Origin of the sequence: Diplocloster agilis, from assembly GCF_019042275.1 — a bacterium.
In the GTDB taxonomy this organism is placed as follows: domain Bacteria; phylum Bacillota; class Clostridia; order Lachnospirales; family Lachnospiraceae; genus Diplocloster; species Diplocloster agilis.
Genome location: NZ_JAHQCW010000013.1, coordinates 40,938 through 59,355 on the forward strand (window position 1 = coordinate 40,938; position 18,418 = coordinate 59,355).

General features: G+C 51.6%; 13 protein-coding genes. 7 read left to right on the plus strand and 6 right to left on the minus strand.

The window, feature by feature from the left end:
• Positions 1 to 43: 43 nt before the first annotated feature.
• The 4 genes from KTH89_RS09585 to KTH89_RS09600 all read right to left on the minus strand — a co-directional run bounded on the left by KTH89_RS09585 (position 44) and on the right by KTH89_RS09600 (position 5,229).
• The gene (locus KTH89_RS09585; protein ID WP_158345455.1) at positions 44 to 1,798 is read right to left on the minus strand and encodes a sensor histidine kinase; all 1,755 of its coding nucleotides are present in this window, start codon (positions 1,796 to 1,798) and stop codon (positions 44 to 46) included.
• Between the two features lie 114 nt (positions 1,799 to 1,912).
• Complete coding sequence (locus KTH89_RS09590) at positions 1,913 to 2,761, minus strand: carbohydrate ABC transporter permease (RefSeq protein WP_158345456.1); 849 nt, start codon at positions 2,759 to 2,761, stop codon at positions 1,913 to 1,915.
• Positions 2,761 to 3,666 carry a carbohydrate ABC transporter permease gene (locus tag KTH89_RS09595; protein ID WP_158345457.1) on the minus strand — a complete coding sequence of 302 codons (906 nt, stop codon included), beginning with the start codon at positions 3,664 to 3,666 and terminating at the stop codon, positions 2,761 to 2,763. The genes KTH89_RS09590 and KTH89_RS09595 overlap by 1 nt, the downstream gene beginning before the upstream one ends.
• A gap of 177 nt (positions 3,667 to 3,843) precedes the next feature.
• Positions 3,844 to 5,229, minus strand: a complete 1,386-nt coding sequence (locus KTH89_RS09600) for an extracellular solute-binding protein (RefSeq protein WP_238721478.1) — start codon at positions 5,227 to 5,229, stop codon at positions 3,844 to 3,846.
• Positions 5,230 to 5,518: 289 nt separating this feature from the next.
• Between KTH89_RS09600 and KTH89_RS09605 the strand changes: the two genes are divergently transcribed.
• Both KTH89_RS09605 and KTH89_RS09610 read left to right on the plus strand, forming a co-directional pair.
• Positions 5,519 to 6,793, plus strand: a complete 1,275-nt coding sequence (locus KTH89_RS09605) for an ABC transporter substrate-binding protein (protein WP_158345459.1) — start codon at positions 5,519 to 5,521, stop codon at positions 6,791 to 6,793.
• Positions 6,794 to 6,819: 26 nt separating this feature from the next.
• Positions 6,820 to 9,354 (plus strand): response regulator, encoded by a 2,535-nt coding sequence (locus KTH89_RS09610; protein WP_158345460.1) that lies wholly within the window; start codon positions 6,820 to 6,822, stop codon positions 9,352 to 9,354.
• 16 nt (positions 9,355 to 9,370) lie between these two features.
• Here KTH89_RS09610 and KTH89_RS09615 read toward each other — a convergent pair whose 3' ends face one another.
• Positions 9,371 to 10,258, minus strand: coding sequence for an AraC family transcriptional regulator (locus KTH89_RS09615; protein WP_158353266.1), 888 nt, complete (start codon positions 10,256 to 10,258; stop codon positions 9,371 to 9,373).
• 334 nt (positions 10,259 to 10,592) lie between these two features.
• Between KTH89_RS09615 and KTH89_RS09620 the strand changes: the two genes are divergently transcribed.
• Genes KTH89_RS09620 through KTH89_RS09640 form a run of 5 tightly spaced genes read left to right on the plus strand, consistent with a single transcriptional unit; the run spans position 10,593 to position 17,473 of the window.
• Positions 10,593 to 11,474 carry a carbohydrate ABC transporter permease gene (locus KTH89_RS09620; RefSeq protein ID WP_238721479.1) on the plus strand — a complete coding sequence of 294 codons (882 nt, stop codon included), beginning with the start codon at positions 10,593 to 10,595 and terminating at the stop codon, positions 11,472 to 11,474.
• Positions 11,471 to 12,298 carry a carbohydrate ABC transporter permease gene (locus tag KTH89_RS09625; protein ID WP_158345462.1) on the plus strand — a complete coding sequence of 276 codons (828 nt, stop codon included), beginning with the start codon at positions 11,471 to 11,473 and terminating at the stop codon, positions 12,296 to 12,298. Before KTH89_RS09620 ends, KTH89_RS09625 begins: the two co-directional genes overlap by 4 nt.
• 40 nt (positions 12,299 to 12,338) lie before the next feature.
• Positions 12,339 to 13,685 (plus strand): ABC transporter substrate-binding protein, encoded by a 1,347-nt coding sequence (locus tag KTH89_RS09630; RefSeq protein WP_238721480.1) that lies wholly within the window; start codon positions 12,339 to 12,341, stop codon positions 13,683 to 13,685.
• Between the two features lie 14 nt (positions 13,686 to 13,699).
• A complete protein-coding gene (locus tag KTH89_RS09635; RefSeq protein WP_238721481.1) occupies positions 13,700 to 16,021 on the plus strand; it encodes a glycoside hydrolase family 3 C-terminal domain-containing protein in 2,322 nt (773 codons plus the stop codon).
• 27 nt (positions 16,022 to 16,048) lie between these two features.
• Positions 16,049 to 17,473 (plus strand): amidohydrolase, encoded by a 1,425-nt coding sequence (locus KTH89_RS09640; protein WP_158345463.1) that lies wholly within the window; start codon positions 16,049 to 16,051, stop codon positions 17,471 to 17,473.
• A gap of 457 nt (positions 17,474 to 17,930) precedes the next feature.
• Here KTH89_RS09640 and KTH89_RS09645 read toward each other — a convergent pair whose 3' ends face one another.
• A complete protein-coding gene (locus tag KTH89_RS09645; RefSeq protein ID WP_158345464.1) occupies positions 17,931 to 18,386 on the minus strand; it encodes a hypothetical protein in 456 nt (151 codons plus the stop codon).
• Between the last annotated feature and the right edge of the window lie 32 nt (positions 18,387 to 18,418).

The window sequence follows — 18,418 nt, forward strand, 5'->3', positions numbered from 1 at the left end:
TCCCTCCCTTTCCCAATTCCTTCCGCTTGTTTCTTTTCCGCTGTCACTGTCCGGGCAGACGGATCTCAACGGTAACCCCGCCCGCGTCATTTGACCGGTAGCACAGCCCATATTCCTCCCCGAATAATAATTCGATTCTTTTATTTACATTCTGCAGTCCATATCCCAGCCCCTCGTCAAACTGACCGATCGTCCGGTTTATCTGTTCCATCTGCCGAAGCGGCATTCCCACGCCGTCATCTTCCACCTGCACAATCACCGCGTCCTCCCTGTTTACCGCGCTGACACGGATGCTGCCCCTGGCGTTTTCCCGGTTCCGTATTCCGTGATAGATGGCGTTCTCCACCAACGGCTGCAAAGTCAGCTTGGGGATCGGGACATGGCGGAACCCTTCTGTTACCTCATCCTGGTATGCAATCATATTGTCATAGCGCATATTTTGTATAATCAGATAATTACGGATCTGTTCCAGCTCTTCCGCCAGCGTGATAACGTCCTTGCCCTTGCTCAGGCAGCTGCGGTAATACTGGGCCAGAGCCTTCACCATAATGGAGATGTCTTCGGCCCCCTCCACCATGGCCTGCCAGTGGATACACTCCAATGTATTATACAGAAAATGCGGCTGGATCTGGGACTGGAGCGCGTTAAACCGGATCTGCTCCTTCTGGTGCTGCTCCGCCCTCACCTTTCGGATCAGGCTGTTGATCTCATCCATCATGTAGTTGAAACCGTCGATCAGCTGCCGGAAATCATTTCCCGCATAATCCGGGCTGCTTCTGACTTCCAGACGGCCATTCGCCACCTGCTCCATCTCCTTTACCAGCAGATCTACCGGCCGGTACATTCTGTGGATGAGGCAGTTCCCCACATAGATACTGCACGCGCTTAACAGCAGGATAATGATCGCCAGGATCGGGATAATCCTCACGCAGCTTTTATAAAACTCAAACATGGGGGTCTGATTGATGATATAAAAGTTCCAGGAACCAATCTTCTGGTAATTATAGATGGTATTGTCCCTGGTAAAACTCCCTTTCTCTTTTACCAGCAGATCCATCCACGGAAACGGTGCTTGGCTTTGTTCTCCGTAGGCAGAAAACAGGCGGCCGGCCTTATCGATCATATAGATCTCCGATTCAAAATCAAAATATTTCTTCTCCGATAGATTTTTCAAAAAATTATCCTCATAATTCATACAGAAGAGACCCATTTCTTTGTTCAGGTATGTCAAAGAATAGATCGGCTGGTATACATTCAGGGAACAGCTCCCGTCCCTGGTATAAGCGTCGTTATAGCTCATGCGCAGCGTGCCCTTCCCTGGCCCTTTTATACTCCCGTCATAGTCCTGCTCATAGGAACTGGAAAATCGGGTATTGATCTGGGTCGCTTTTCCCTTGTACAGGTATCCTGGGAACTGATAACTGACCACGGAGACGAAATTCATGCTGGCGTTCATGTTGGTGAAATTCATCAGCGATTCCTGCGCGCTGTCCGTCCGTTCATAGTAACCGGGGCTGTCCGGGCCCCCGCCTTTTAAATATTCCTGGATCGAATTGTCCAGCATCAGCGCCAGGGCCTGTGCCTTATAAGTATCCAGCGTGCTCTCATAGTTTGCCGCCAGGGATGACAGCTGTTCTTCCGCCATCTTTTTGGACTGCTGTATGCTGAACATGAGGTAAGCGCCTGTGATCACCACAAAAATGAGAACCGACGAGAGACAGATGATACCCGCGATATACCATCTCATTTTTTTATCAAAATTCCATTGTACGATCTTACTGTGCAGATTACGCAGCATCTATATTCCTCCTTCCTGTCCCTATATCACTATCATATCTTAAAATAACAGGAAAAAGGTGTTGTGAAACGCAACACCTGGAAGTTTCCTTTGTGACAGGATCGCCCTGCATTTTTACCCCTTCACCGCTCCCGCTGTCATTCCCTTCACCAGGGCATCCTGAGCAAAGATAAACATGATAATCATTGGAAGCGCGGTAAGTGTAAGTACTGCTAGAATCATCGGCGTGTTCATGGAATACTGACCTTTGAAATCCCATACGGCAAGGGGCAGCGTCCGGTTGCCCACGGACTGGGTCAGCGTATAGGCAAAGCTGAATTCATTCCACATATGTACCCCGTTGTAGATCGCAAGTGTGGACAGGCCCGGTTTGGAAAGCGGAAGGATGATCCGGAAGAACATCCGTATTCTCCCACATCCGTCGATCTGCGCCGCATCCTCGATCTCCCTGGAGATACTCTGCATGAAGCTGGTCAGAATAAAGACGGAGATCGGAATTCCAAAGGCCACATATGGGCCGATCAGCGCCCAGATGCTGTCGTACAGATTCATTTTCATCATCATTTTGAACACCGGGATCAAAGTGATGTGAATGGGGATCGACATGCAGGCCACAATCAGTGCGTACAGGGGGCTGCAGATCTTTAGTTTGAACCTGGCTAAGGGATAAGAAGCGCAGGCCGTGATGAACAGCAGTAAAGCCAGCGACACAACCAGTACAAACAGGCTGTTGCCAAAATATCGGAAAAAATTCCCCTGAAGCACCGCCTCATAATTTCCCAGATACAGGTGATCCGGCAATTCGAAAATCCCTTTTACCAGCATCTCGAACTGTTCCTTAAAGGAGTTCATAATCATAAACACAAAGGGGAGCAGCGATACCAGCAGATAGAACAGGCCCAGGATGACTGCCAGTGTCCACAGCAGAATACTTTTTATTTTACTGACTTTGATTGAATCCATTATGCATCTCCCCCTATACGGTTCAGTACTTTCATAGTAAATAAGGACATCAGAGTTATAATCAGGAACATTCCGGACGCTACGCAGGAACCATAACCCATGTTAAAGTTAGAAAAAGATAACGTATACATATAGGTGGCCATCAGCTCTGTAGAGGAACCCGGCCCGCCGCCCGTCATGACGTAGATCAGGTCAAAGTATTTCAGCGCCCCTACCATGGAGAGAATCGCCGCGCTTTTTAACGAAGGTTTCAGTAACGGCAGAACGATATGCCAGAAATATTTTCCCTTTGTCGCCCCGTCGATTCTGGCGGCCTCGTAGATTTCCTCCGAGATATTGGTGTACGCGGCCAGGAAATAAACCATGTAAAACGGGGAGAACTGCCAGCAGATGACCCCGATCACCGCATACAGCGCTAAGGTGCTGCTTCCGAGCAGATCCACATTCCCTCCGCCGAACCATTTGGATATGGTGCTGATGATTCCCCCGTTTGTGGCCAGCGCATAGGAAAAGAGAAATCCAATGGCCACCGAAGACATAAGATGGGGAATGAACCAGACCACCTTGAATACTTTGAATTTTTTCTTTCCGAATTCCAGGAAGGTTGCCATGGCCAGCCCTAACGGGATCTGGATCAGGATCGACAGCGCCATAATGATCAGATTATTGCCTGCGGCCCTCCTGAAATTTCCATCCATGAACAAGGTCTTCCAGTTTTTCCATCCGATAAATTCCCTGCCCGCCGAGATCCCGTTCCACTTAAAAAAGCTGATATGGAATGACTCGATAATCGGATATATGACAAATACAGCCAGAAATATCAATACCGGAGCCAAAAACAGCATTCCCGTCAGCAGCATTTCCCTCTTGCGCAGAGAGGCCAGAGCCTTCGTTTTCTTCTTCATCCCGCTTTCCTCCATCCGTTTTCTTCTTATTAAAGTCATGATAGCACGGGCAAAAACCGGGAAAAATAGATTCTTCTGTCCTTTTTCTATAATATTCTTCGTATAACGGAGAGTGGAACGCCGCTGAAAAACCGCGGCGTTCCACTCTCCATTCTGGTATGCTGATACTTGGTTGTATTATTTTTCCGCCAGATAATCCTGGTTCGCTTTTTGCATTTGTTTTGCCGCCTCTGCAGGTTCCATAGTCAAGCCAAACACTTCCTGCATCGTGTTCAGATGAACCTGGGCCACCGCTGGAGGCAGGTACTGATCGTAGTAAAGCTGCACATTGGAAGCTTTGTTGGCATATTCGATGACGGTTTTCAACAGGGGATTCGACACTTTCTCTTCGATTCCCTTGACCGGAGGGATCTTTCCTTTGTCCACCATGAACTGGGCGCCTTCCGGTGTGGAATAGTTGGTTACGCATTCGAATGCGGCTTCCAGTTTCTCTCCGGTGCAGTTAAAGGATATGAACTGATCTCCCATGGTCCCGATCATAAGGGTCGGGTCCGTATCTACACCCTCCGCTACCGGGAACGGGAACCAGCCAAGCTTGTTGAAAAACTCTTCGCTGTCATTCATGAAGACGCTGGACATACCGGAACCGGTCAGCATCATGGCCGCGTTTTCCTGATAGAATAATTGTTTCGCCATACCGTCATTCCAGCTCAGTGAATTGACGCCTTCCGGGAAATACCCTTTCTTAACCCAATTTTTGATGGTTTCTCCCGCTTTTATAAAGCATTCGTCCTCAAAGCTGCCGGTTCCATCCGCCGCGCTGGTGAAGGCATCCAGACCGCCATAGCGGGTCGCCAGATACATAAAATATTGGGAACCGGTCCATTTTTCCTGGTTTGCCAGGGCAAACGGCGTGATTCCATTGCCAAGAAGCGTATCGCACACGCTCTCCAGTTGTCCAATAGTCTCCGGGACCTGCAGGTTATATTTATCAAAAATCTCTTTATTGTAGAAGATTCCCGTAACGGATACATTGTTGACGGGGATCGCATAAATATGCCCGTTATAGGTTCCCTGCGCAATCGAACCTTCCGTCAGACGGTTCGGGAGATCGCTTTTGTAGAACAGATCGTCCAGGGGCTGTGCGAAACCGGATTCGATATATTCGATCATCGGTCCCCCGGTCCAGCTGGTATACATATCCGGGCATTCTCCGGAACTCATGGCGATAATCAATTTTTCCTTATAGTTGTCGTTCTGAACGGCCACTACCTCCGTCTGATAACCGGAGCTGCTGTTCTGATTGAACTGGTCTACCGCATAATTCATGATCGCCTTATCCGGATCCCCAGTGGTAATGTTCCAGAAGGTGATTACCTTGTCCTCATCCGAAGCGTTCTCCTGACCTGCCGGCTTCTTTTCCCCCGGCTGTTCTTCCTGACTGCCCGCGGCTCCCCCTTCTGCCTTCGGCGCAACCTCCTGTGATTGGCCGGAACCGCAGGCGGCCAGCATTACAGTCAGCGTAACAGCCAATAACACGGATAATACTTTTTTTGCTTTCATATAAATACCTCCTCTTAAGATAGCTTGATTATAGCATCGGGATCTGCAGAAAAAAATTTATTAAAATGTCCATCTTCTATAATTTTCTTTCCTTGCGTATCTCATTCATAAATCATGGTCCGTCAAATGTGGTAATTCACCCCTGTGCCCGATTTTCCTATGTAGTAAATATCCTTGTGCTGCCGGATACGCCATGTTACAATTATAAAGCAAATGGGATATTCCGTAATCCTTTTATCCTCCGTTTGGATCGGATTATATTTCTTATAGATTAAAAGAGGTTTGAACCATGAAAAAACACCCGGTTATTTTATTATATATTTTCCTCAGTATTCTGGTTTCCTGTATTTTCGCCGGATGCGGGTCCGCCCGAAGCCGGAATATCATATTTGAGAACAGTCAGGAAGACGTAAAACCACAGGTCTCCTTGACTTTTTTTGGGTTCAAATACGAGGCCCTCAATGTCACGGCAATCGAAAATTCCCTGCATGGCTTCATGGATCAATACCCGGACATCTCCATCTCCTATGACGGCATTAAAAATCCCCCGTATTTTGAGATACTCGAAAAAAGACTGGCTACCGGAAACGGGGACGACGTCTTTATGCTGGATCATGCCAGGGTGCTGGAACTGGGCCGGCAGGGGGAACTGGCGGATCTTTCCGGCCTGTCCACCCTGGGGAATTTCAGTGAGCTTGCAAAAAGCCAGATGACCGCCCTCGACGGCATTTATTATCTTCCCACCTCCATCTCAGCTTTCGGCCTGTACTGTAATCTGGATCTTCTAAAGGAGCACGGGCAGGAGGTTCCCCATAATCTGGCGGAATTTGAGCAGGTATGCGACTATTTCGCCGCGGAAGGTATCACGCCGATTGTGGCCAATAACGATATTTCTTTGAAAACCGTGGTCCTGGCAAAATGTCTGCTGCCCTATTATTCGGGCGCTGCCTCCGGTCAGATCGCGCGGTTCAATGACGATCCGGCCGCGCTTGCCGATACCCTGCGCCCCGGCTTTCAATTCGTAGAGCGGATGTTTACGCGCCGTTGGGTAGACCGGGAGGAAACGCAGCGCACGTCTAAGACCAAAGAGGATCTGGCCGCCTTTTCCAAAGGGGATCAGCCATTTATGTTAACCGGTGTCTGGGCCGTCCCCCGGCTGCGGGATCTGAATCCCGATTTTGAATTCGAGGTCTATCCCTACCCTATTCTGGATGACGGAAGCGTGCTGGTGATCAATATGGATACCCGGATCGGCATCAACGCCAACAGCCGCTATCCCGAAGAAGCCAAACAGTTTGTGGAATATCTGACCCAGAACGACGTCATGTGGGAATTTGTCGACAGCCAGAGTTCTTTCAGTCCGCTGAAGGAGAACCGTCTGGCCGAAGACGACGCGATCCAGCCAGTCGGGCCGTATCTCACCAACGGCCGCAGTGTAATCGGTTCCGATGACAATCTGCTGTTCCCGATCTGGGATCTGTCCCGGGAATGTATCGAGGGTATGCTGGAGGGCGACGACGCGGATACGGCCGTATCCCATATGGAGCAACTGCTGACACAATAGATTGGATTACGCTGGAGGAATGAAACATGAAAATAAAACACAGATGGAAAACGCTTCTCCTTGCGGTCCTATCCGTGTCAATCGTGCTTTTGGGCAGTATCTACTACCTCAGGAGCGTACAGAACTCTCTGTGGCTCAAATCGGTAACCGACGTCCTGGAAGTAACGGCGCAGGGCTGTCATGCGCTGGATACTTATATTGAAAAGGATATGGAGATGCTGCATTGGCTCGCCGAAGACCTGTCGGCGGAAGATTCCCGCGACGGCAAAGCAATTCAGGAGGAAATGCTGCATCTGTCCGGAGATTCCGGCTCCTCCTATATCTGCGTCAGCCTGGATACCAATACCTGTTACGGCACACAGCCCGGGGAGGCGCAAAAGCTTAACCCGGAACAGGCCGAGGCTTTATTGGCCCTGCAGGGCAACGGAATTCGGGAACCGTATCTGGATGGCCGTACCGGCGTGTGGACGTTGGGATATTACGAACGGTTTTCATTTAAGGACGGAGCGGAGGGATTCCTGCAAAAGTCCCTGCCCCTCTCTACGGTCGCGGAACGGTTTTCCCTGTCTTTCTACGACGATACCGGGTTTTCTTATGTGGTCAGCCCACAGGGGGATATTTTGATCCGCTCTCTACACCGCAACAGCAACCGTACCTTTCAAAACCTGTTTGATATCATCGACCTGCAGGGCAATGATCCGGATGAAATCCGGTCATTTCAGGCCGCATTGGAGCTTGGAAAAAAAGGGGCTGCCCGCTTCTACTATCAGGAAGAAGACTACGTGTTCTGTTACGTGCCCATGGAAAATACGCCGGGATGGTATCTGGTGTCCATTGTCCCCAACCGGGTCATCATGGAACAGACCCACAATATTGTCCAAAATTCCCAGGTGTTTCTCATTCTGATACTGGTAAGCGGTCTGATCATGGCCGCATTTTATATCGTCCACCGAACCACCTCCCGGCGGATACTCCAGGCCGAAGAACGCGCGCGCCTGGCCGCCGAGAGCGCGAACACCGCCAAAAGCCGTTTTCTGTCCAATATGTCCCATGATATCCGCACTCCTATGAACGCCATCATCGGTATGACCCAATTGGCTTCCCGTCACGCCGGGGAACCGGATAAGGTCAGGGAATATCTGAAAAACATTGAACTGTCGGGACAGCTTCTGGTGGGACTGATCAACGATATTCTGGATATGTCCAAGATCGAAAGCGGTAAAATGAAACTGAATAACATGGATACTTCCCTGGAAACACTGCTTACGAATCTGGTGCGAATCATACAGCCGACGGCTGCGCAAAAGAACCAGGGATTCCACATCTATTTACACGGCATTACACACGAAACGCTTTCTTTTGATCCGCTGCGCCTCAATCAGGTGCTCATCAACCTGCTCTCCAACGCGGTAAAATTCACGCCGGAGGGCGGCGCGGTCCGGGTCGATATTACAGAAAGCCCTTCCGTCCGGGAAAACAGAGCCCATCTGACCATCCGCGTGGCGGATACCGGGATCGGTATGAAGCCGGAATACCTCCGGCACATCTTTGATTCCTTTTCCCGGGAACAGGACGACCGGGTTCATCAGACCGAAGGAACCGGCCTTGGCATGGCCATTGTCAAAATGATCGTCGATATGATGGAGGGGACGATCACCGTGGACAGCAGACCCGGGGAGGGTTCCGTCTTCACCGTGGACCTGGACCTGCTCCTTGCGGCCGCTGCCGATCAGGAAAACCCGGCGCTGCCCGGCATCCGAATCCTCATCGCGGACAGTGATCCCGAAGAAAGCCGCACCACCGCAGAATTTCTGCGCGCTCTGGGGCTAAGCCCGGATCTTGTTCCGTCAGGAGAAGCGGCCGTACAGAAAGCGGCCGCCGCCCACAGCCACGGGAATGATTACACTTTGATCCTGTTGGACGCGGAATTGGAGGATCCGGACGCGGTCGGGACAGCCCTGGCAATCCTGGAGCAGACGGGCGAAAAACCGCCGTCTCTTCTCCTGTCCGCGTATGATTGCGCGGGTATGGAGGAGGAAGCTGCCGCTGCCGGCATAAAAGATTTTCTTCAGAAGCCGTTACTTAAAACCGCTCTGTACCGCTGTATCTGCCAAAACGTCCTGGGAGATAAACCGGCGGCGACTTGCAAAGACATGAGCCAGGATCTGACCGGCAGGCGTATTCTTCTGGCGGAAGATAATATGCTGAACCAGGAGATCGCGCGGGAATTATTGGAAGGCCTGGGCGCGCAGATGGACGTGGTTTCCAACGGCCTGGCCTGTGTGGAATCATTTGAAAAATCGTCTCCCGGGCATTATGACCTGATATTAATGGACGTGCAGATGCCCGTCATGAACGGGTATGAGGCGACAAAACAGATCCGCGGCTTAGACCGTGCGGACGCCGGCGTCATCCCCATCCTGGCTATGACCGCGGATGCCTTCGCGGAGGATGTGGAGGCCGCCCTGGCCGCGGGTATGAACGGTCATCTGGCCAAACCGCTGGATATTCCGACAATGATAAGACAGATCCATCTACTCTTGAATGGGAATGGAGACTGACCGCCGCCGCTACCGTTTACAGGTAGCCGTGTGTCCGCAGATAGGGATTTTTCACATGGGACATGTTGGGGCCTGCCAGGGACTTCCGGTATTTCAGGGGCGGCTGCCCGTAATAGTGCTGGAAAGCCCTGGTAAAGGATCTGCTGTCGGAGAAACCATTGTCCAGAGCGATCTGCAGGATGGAGTAGTCGCTTTCCGTAAGGTCCTGGTAGGCGTGGTGCATGCGGATACTGGTCAGATATTTCTTAAATGTGGTGCCCATGCACTCTTTAAAGGTCCGTGACAGATGTTCCTTGGATATTCCGTAGTCCCTGGACAGGGTATCCAGAGAAATCGTCTCCCGGTAATGCGTATCGATATAGGCTATAATATCCTGGCACCGCTCCATGTACTTCTGGGTTTTGATGGCGGTAGGCACCTCCTTCTCCCTCTTGAACTCGGTGAGAAGTATATATAAGATCTCATAGAAACTGCTGTTCAGCTTCAGCTGGTAATGAAGATTCGTTTTCCGGTTGCTGAACACCGGAAAAATTTCTTTAAAGATTCTGCCCAGCTGGGTATAACCGGCTTTCTCCTGATCCAGCACAAAACAGATATCCTCATAAGCGGGGTAAATCTGTTTTAAAAAAGCCACGGGAAATATAATAGTGATGGCCTCCGCAGGGCTTGAATAATTCATATGGCAGCCGTGCACCTCTCCCCCGTTGATCAGGACCAGATCCCCGGCCTTCGCCACGAACCTGCGGCCGCCCACATCAAACAGGCAGTCCCCCCACAGGATGTAGGTCAGCTCCAGGCTGCGGTGCCAGTGTTTATCCACCTCCATGATCTGGTTCTCTGTGTGTACATACACCCAGGCGAGAAATTTTTCAGGAACTTTAATCGTCTCGTGGGGATATTCCATAGAATCCTCCTCTGCCGTTTGCCGGCTCTTTTTTTTCCTATTTTTCTTTCCTATTTGACCTTCTATTTTCTTCATTTCTTGTCTTTATTATGGTAAATCCCTCTGAAATTGTCAATATTACGTTAAATAATATCAATTTTTTGCATATTTTTCGCTAATAATCGAACTGAAACTCCACGGAAGCCGGATTATAATAAAATCACTGAAGAAAACAACATACCCACATACCACGGTAAAGAGGCTGTCATGATGTAATAGAAAAGTTATTACGGATATGGCGGCCTTTCAAAAATAAACAACATTATCAATGGAGTTTCAAGGAGGTAGGTAATCTGTGAAAAAGCAAAAAATGGGATTTTGGCGCCACGCGCTGTTTCTGGGGCCGGCATCCCTGGCCTTTGCGCTGGCCGTAGTCGTTCCGTTTGTAATCAGCGTCATCTATTCGTTTACGGACTGGAACGGAGTAGCCAATGACATCAAGTTTATCGGACTGGACAACTTTGTGAGAATCTTCTCCGGGAAGTCTAATTTTCTGGGTTCCTTCTGGTTTACACTGAAAATCTCGGTGGTGAACATTATTTTGATCAACGTGCTGGGAACCCTGCTGGCGGTAGCCCTTACATCGGCCATCCGCGCAAAAGGGCTGTTCCGTGTAGCCTTTTATCTGCCGAATACGATCGGCGGCCTGATTCTGGGCTTTGTATGGCAGTTCATCTTCGTCACAGGCTTTCCCGCTATTGGACAACTGCTTCAATCGGGCTTTTTCAACCAACAGTGGCTGGGCACGGAGTCTACCGCGTTTATCGGACTGGTGATCGTCAGCGTCTGGCAGAACGTGGGGTATGTGATGGTAATCATGACCGCCGCACTGATGGGCGTCCCTTCCGATCTGATCGAATCCGCCCGGATCGACGGCGCGTCGGCTGTGTGCACCTTCTTCAAGGTAAAACTGCCTCTGTGTATGCCTTACATAACCGTGTGCCTGTTCTGGACGATCTCCAACGCCTTTAAGATGTTCGAGCTGAACTACTCGCTGACGAAGGGCGGCCCCTATGGATCTACTAATTCCATGGCCCTGTATATTTACAACGACGCGTTTGCCAACAATAAATACGGGTTAGCCACTGCCGAGTCACTGGTGTTCTTTGTAATTATCATGCTCATAACCGGCATCCAGATGTACTTCACCGGCAAGAAAGAGAGGGAGTACCAATGAAAAAAGGTAAAATCGGATCTGTCATCCTGTTTCTCGTCATGTTACTGGCGGTCCTTGTGTTCCTCTATCCTCTGTTCGTGGTGGTGATGAACTCCTTTAAGCCGCTGGGCGATATTATCGCAAGGCCTCTTGAAATTCCCGGCATCCTGCATCTGGAGAATTATATCAATGCCTGGAAAACGGTAGAAATCCCCAGGGTCATGTGGAATACCGCCCTGGTGACCGTCCTCTCCGTAACCGGGATCGTACTGTTAAGCGCTATGAGCGCCTACTGGTCCGAGCGGCATCCCACCGTTTATTCCCGTATATTTTCCAGGCTGCTGGTTCTGTCCATGCTGATCCCTTTTGCCTCCCTGATGATTCCTCTGGTACAGGTGATGCGGGTGTTCCGCCTGAACAATTCCCTGTCCGGAGCCATCGTCACCTACTGGGGAATCGGTCTGGCCTTCGCCTTCTTTATGACACAGGGCGCGGTGAAATCTCTCCCCTATGAGCTTGAGGAGGCGGCCATAGTAGACGGCTGCGGCCCGGTGCGGGTATTCTGGCAGATCATTCTTCCGCTGCTGCAGCCCACCATGGTGACGATCTTCGTCATGGATATCTTCTGGATCTGGAACGACTTTATCGTTCCGCTGATCCTGCTGGACAGCAGCCAGCTGAGCACGATCCAGCTGGCGATCAAGAAACTGTTCAGCCAGTATTCCAGCCAGTGGGATCTGGCGCTTCCGGCGCTGGTGATCTCCATTGTTCCTATATTAGTGGTATTCGTCCTGTTACAGAAAAAAATCGTCGGCGGTATTCTGGCCGGAGCTGTAAAGGGATAAATATAAAACAAAACCGTAAACACTGAAGGAGGAAACGTATATGAAAGAGAGAAAAAGACTTTTGGCACTGCTGTTGTCAGGTGTGATGGCCCTGGGCATGTTTGGCTGCGGAGTTACCACAGGTTCCGGTGATGCCGCCCCGGAAAAGACCCCGGCCGCACAGGACAGCGGGGAAGCCGCAGGCGATAAAGGCGCAGGCACTGCCGATGCAGGAACCACAGAGAAAAAGACCATCTACATCTATCAGCTGAAGATCCAGATCGACGAGGCATTGAAAAATGTATGCAAACAATATTCCGAGATGCATCCGGAGGTGGAATTCGTGGTGGAATCCGAGGCCGATAACTATTTTACCTCATTAAAGACCAAGTTTACCGGCGGACAGGCTCCGGACGTGTTTACCATCGTAGGTAACGCGGACGCGAAGCTGTGGCAGTCCCACTTGGAAGACTTAAGCGACCAGCCCTGGGTAGCGGATATGATTGACCTGGCTAAGCAGGACATTACCATCGACGGCGGCGTATATGGACTGCCGGTTTCCGTGGAAGGCTACGGTTATATGTACAATAAAAAACTGTTTGAACAGGCGGGAATCACCCAGGTGCCCACCACGCTTACCGAGATGAAGGCAGCCGTGGATAAATTAGAAGCGGCAGGCATTTCCCCCATCACACAGCCTTACATGGATTGGTATCAGGCCGGAAACTTTATGGTAAATGTAGGGATTGCCAGACAAGAGGACCCCATGGCGTTCCTCCAGGGATTAAACGACGGCAGCACCACTTTCGTGGATAACCCCGTATTCCTGACGCTGGCGGATTATCTGCTCTATGACGTATCCAAATGCACGAACCCGATGAATACCGACTTCAACACCCAGACTTCCCTGTTCAGCAACCAGGAAGTGGCTATGACCCTGGGAGGAAACTGGAACCAGCCCACGCTGGACGAAGCCGGACCGGATCTGTCCGCGGGCTTAATGCCTTTCCCCATCGATGATGACAAGGAAGCCAACGATATGCTGTTCGCCGGGGTAACCGGATACTGGGGCATCAACAAGGACTCTGAGGCAAAGGAAGAGATCAAGGAATTCTTTACCTGGCTTTCCACCACCCCGGAGGGACAGAAATGCATGACCACCGATCTGCAGATGATTCCCGCCTTCCGGTCCTTTGAAGCGGACCCGGACAGCATCGGTGAACTGGGAACAGATCTTTCTTCCTATATTAATCAGGGTAAGGTATATGGCATGTATCATTCCTATTATCCGGACGGATTTGCCCAGGCGGCCGGGGAGGCCGTACAGAAGCTGGTGGCCGGCAACATCGACGGCGCGGCTTTCACCCGTGAGCTTCAGAACGGCTGGGATAACTTAAAGACCGAGTAAACGGAGGTTATTTTGTGAATATAGAGGATATTATCAAAAAAATGACCCTGCATGAGAAGGTGATGTTCTGCACAGGTAAAAATTCCTGGAGAACACTGGACCTGCCACACCTCGGAGTGCCGTCTGTCCTGATGAGCGACGGCACCAGCGGGGTCCGGTTCCAGATGGGCTCTGACGATCCAAAGCCTTCCACCTTTTATGACACATTAAGCGGCCGTTTCGACGACGAGAAAGCCCTTAACAATACCTGCGAGGCTACGGCATTCCCCTCCGGATCAGCCATCGCCTGTTCCTGGAACAAAGATCTGATCCGCCAGGTCGGCCGGGCCATCGCGGCCGAGTGCCGGGGTATCGGCATCCAGCTGCTGCTGGGCCCGGGTATCAATATCCGCCGGCATCCCCTGACAGCCCGGAACTTCGAATATTATTCCGAGGACCCCTGTCTGGCCGGCGACATGGCTGCCGCCATGGTAGAAGGTGTCCAGAGTCTGGGTGTGGGAACCTGCATGAAGCACTTCGCCTGCCACAATTCCGACACCCGCAGAACCCGTGTCAATGTAAAAGCGGAAGAAAGGGCTCTGCGTGAAATCTATCTGGCCCCCTATGAGCGGGTAGTAAAGAAAGCGGATCCCACCAGCGTCATGTCCGCGTATAACAAGATCAACGGCCAGGAGTGCAGCGGAGATAACCGCTATGTCCGCGACATTCTGAAAAAGGAATGGGGATTCGACGGCTGTGTCATCTGTGACTGGGGCGCCGTCAAAGATTCCGTGGAGGCCTCCAAAGGCGGCATTGACCTGCAGATGCCTTTAAGCCCTGCATCCTCCAAATATCTGGAAGAAGCGGTACAAGACGGCCGTCTCGATGAAGCGCTGCTGGATGAGCGCGTACGCAATATTCTGAAGCTGGTACAGCGCCTGTCGGAATCCGCGCCTGCCGATTCCGATACGGAGCCAGACTTTGACCGGCATCACAAGCTTGCCAGAGAGGCCGCTTCGGAAAGCATGGTCCTGCTGAAAAATGACCGGATACTGCCGATCCGGCCAGGTTTTGCTAAGAAGCTGGCTGTAGCCGGCCTGCTGGCCGAACAGCCGCTATACCAGGGAACCGGCTGCGCCATCGTCCGGGCCAAAGAGGTGGATATCCCTCTGACAGCCATCAAGCGCTACGCCGATGAAATGGATATGGAAGTCACCTATGTCCCCGGCTACGGCGCGGATGGCACAATCGACCCGGATCAGCTTAAAAAAGCAGAGCTTGCCGCACGGGAGGCCGATCTGGTCCTGGTATTCGCCGGTTCCTTCCTGCCCGAGGAGGACGACGACTATAACCGTAAAAACATGGCGATCCAGGAGGGACATGAAGCTTTGATCCACGCAGTCTCCGGTGCCAATGAAAACACTGTGGTCATCCTGTCAAACGGGGACGTATGCGAAATGCCCTGGGAGGCGGAAGTAAAAGGGCTTCTGGACGTGTGGTACAGCGGGGAAGGCATGGGACAAGCGGTAGCCGATATCCTGTTCGGAGAAAGCAATCCCTCCGGCCGTCTCTCCGCCACCATTCCCTTCCGGTTAAGCGACACTCCCGCCTATCTGGAATTCCCGGGCAATACGTTTGACCTGACCTACAATGAGGGCATCTATGTGGGTTACCGGTATTATGATAAAAAAGATGTGACACCCCGCTATCCTTTCGGTTACGGGCTGTCCTACACTAATTTTCACTATTCGGGCCTGAAGGCCGGCGATGACTACCGCGTTCCCGGGACCTACCGGGTCAGCGTGGACATCACGAACCGGGGGGCCTACGGCGGAAAGGAAGTCGCGCAGCTCTACATATCCCAGGCCGCTCCCGGACTGCCCCGTCCTGTGCGGGAGCTAAAAGCCTTCGAAAAGGTGTACCTGGAGCCGGGAGAGACAAAGACCGTCACCTTTGATTTGACGGAGAGAGACTTTGCCTATTATGACCCGGAATCCGCAGGCTGGGTCGTGGACTCCGATACCTTTATGATAGAGATCGGCGCTTCCAGCCGGGACATCCGGGAAAGTCATAAACTTCAGGTTTACAATGAGAAAAAGCCCGTGCGCAGATTGCGCAAAAACTGTGGTTTTGCGGAGCTTCTCTCCACGGAGCAGGGCAGGGAAATCTTCTATAATTTCCTGATAGAACGAAAACTGCTCACAAGGGATCAGATCAATCCTGAGACGGAAAAATCCTTCCTGTGGGCCTTCTGGCCGGTCCGTTGTTTTCTCGATATGGGCGCCGGTGAAATGATTACTTACGAAATGATCGATGAGCTCATCGACCGGATCAATCAGGCATTGGGAAACGGTTAATCCGATCGTGGCACAGGAGGAATCTCGATGGACAGAATCTTATTAAAAAACGCGTCGGCAGTCGTGACCTGCGACCCGGCGGATCATGTGTACTATGACTGCGATATCCTGATCGAAGGGCCGAAGATCCTTTGCATAGGTAAAAATCTGGATGCAAAGAAACAGGATACCCCGGGGAACCGCAGTCGTGCCGCGGACACGCAGATTATAAATGCCAGGGGGAAATTCGTATATCCCGGACTGATTAATACTCATCACCATTTTTTTCAGACTTTTGTCAGGAACCTGACGGCGATCGATTATCCCAACCTGATGGTGATGGACTGGATTGAAAAGATATATCAGATATTCCAGATCATAGATTCCAAAGTCATCTACTACTCCACCCTGACTGCCTTCGCGGATCTGATCAAGCACGGCTGTACCTGCGCCTTTGACCACCAGTACTGTTACACGAAAAAGACGGGCAAAGAGCCGGTGGACAGGCAGATGGAAGCCGCCGAACTGCTGGGCATCCGCTATCACGCCGGCAGGGGCGCCAACACCCTCTCCATATCCGAAGGCAGCTCCATCCCCGATAACATGCTGGAAACCACAGAGGAATTCTTAGTGGACTGTGACCGGCTGATCGGCAAATATCACGATCCCCGTCCGTACTCCATGAGGCAGATCGTCATGGCCCCCTGCCAGCCTCTCAACTGCCGCCCGGAAACCTTCCGGGAGACCGTCCGCATGGCCCGGGATAAGAAGGTGCGTATGCATACCCACCTGGGCGAGGGTGAAAATGAAGGGATGCTGGCCCGTTACGGCAAGCGGACCATGGACTGGTGCCAGGAGCTGGGCTTCATCGGACCGGATGTGTGGTACGCCCATGACTGGGAAGTGCTGCCGGAAGAATACCAGGTGCTGGCCGGGACCGGTACGGGGATATCCCACTGCCCGGCGCCCGCTGTGTTGGGAGGATTCCCCATCCTGAACCTGAAGGAATTGGATCAGGCCGGGGTACTGGTAAGCCTGGGCTGCGACGGTTCGGCTACCAACGACAGCTCCAATCTGCTGGACTCCCTGCGCATGGCCTATCTGATGCAGGCCTATCATGCCAAGAAGCGAAATGGCTGTGTATCCGCCTACGATATGCTAAAGATAGCTACGGTGAACGGAGCGAAGACGCTGGGACGCACCGATCTGGGAAGTCTGGAGCCGGAAAAGGGAGCGGATCTGTTTTTGATTGACACGGAGAACCTGGAGCTGTCAGGCGCCCTGCACGACCCGAAGAATCTCCTGGCCCGTGTGGGCCAGACCGGCCCCGTATGGATGACCATGATAAATGGAAAAATTGTCTATCAGGACGGTGTCCTAAAGGGCGTGGACGAGAAGCGTCTGGCCGCTGAGGGCGAGGCTGTCTGCAGCAGAGTCATCCGCGCCAACAGCAGTGCCTTTTCAAACTTATAAAGTAATTCAACAAGCGGCAGCTCCATTGCCCCGTCTGAATCAGCCGGGTTGAACACAGGGAGCTGTCGCACTAACTTAGCGTTCTTCCGGGAGGCTTTGTATGTCCGCTGCTTACGGCTTGGAACCGCGGGCGGTATACGGGGACACTCCGGGTGGCCGGGTCCTTTTGTATCTCCCTGGAAGCGCGGAGGGCTAGCGCTGGAATACGCTAAGTGAAATCGAAAAGCCGGGTTCAGGAACCGAGCCTATTCACCAGGAACACGTGATGTGTTCCCGGTTCAGAGGCTCTTGCCCGTCGGACGTGAAGTCCGCCGTGCATCCTGAACCCGGTTTTCCGATTTCACTAAGCGTATTCACAGCCGCCCTATGCGCTCCCAGGGAGATACAAAAGGACCCGGCCACCCGGAGTGTCCCCGTATACCGCCCGCGGTTCCAAGCCGTAAGCAGCGGACATACGCTACCATTTTTGTAAATATTGGTGCAGCAATCTCATGAGTTCCATTCCGCTGCGGAAATAAACTTTGCGCCCTTTTACCCGTATCTCGCCCTGCATACTGGCCTGCTGCCGGTAATATACCCTTATTTCAACTCCTGTTTTTGCCGTGTTATCTCTTTCTCCGTCCGCTGCATGCAGGTCTTTCTTCGGAGTCCAGGCGGATAAGTCCAGAAAATACGGATTGCAGTTTTTTAAATTCCTGTGGTTAACGCTGGATTGGGGATAATTCACGGAATCCATAATGTCATCCATAATCAGCAATAGTTGATCCAGTCCATAAAAATCAAATTCCTGTTCGTAGTATAGACTATAGAGCTTACCGCAGGCGACCTTATTCTGGTATGATTGAAACTGCACATACATTGTGCGCGCGCATTCCGGAACGCATCCGTCATCATATGTAAGGGCTTCTTCCATATTACCTACCTCCCTGAAATCAAAATCGGTTG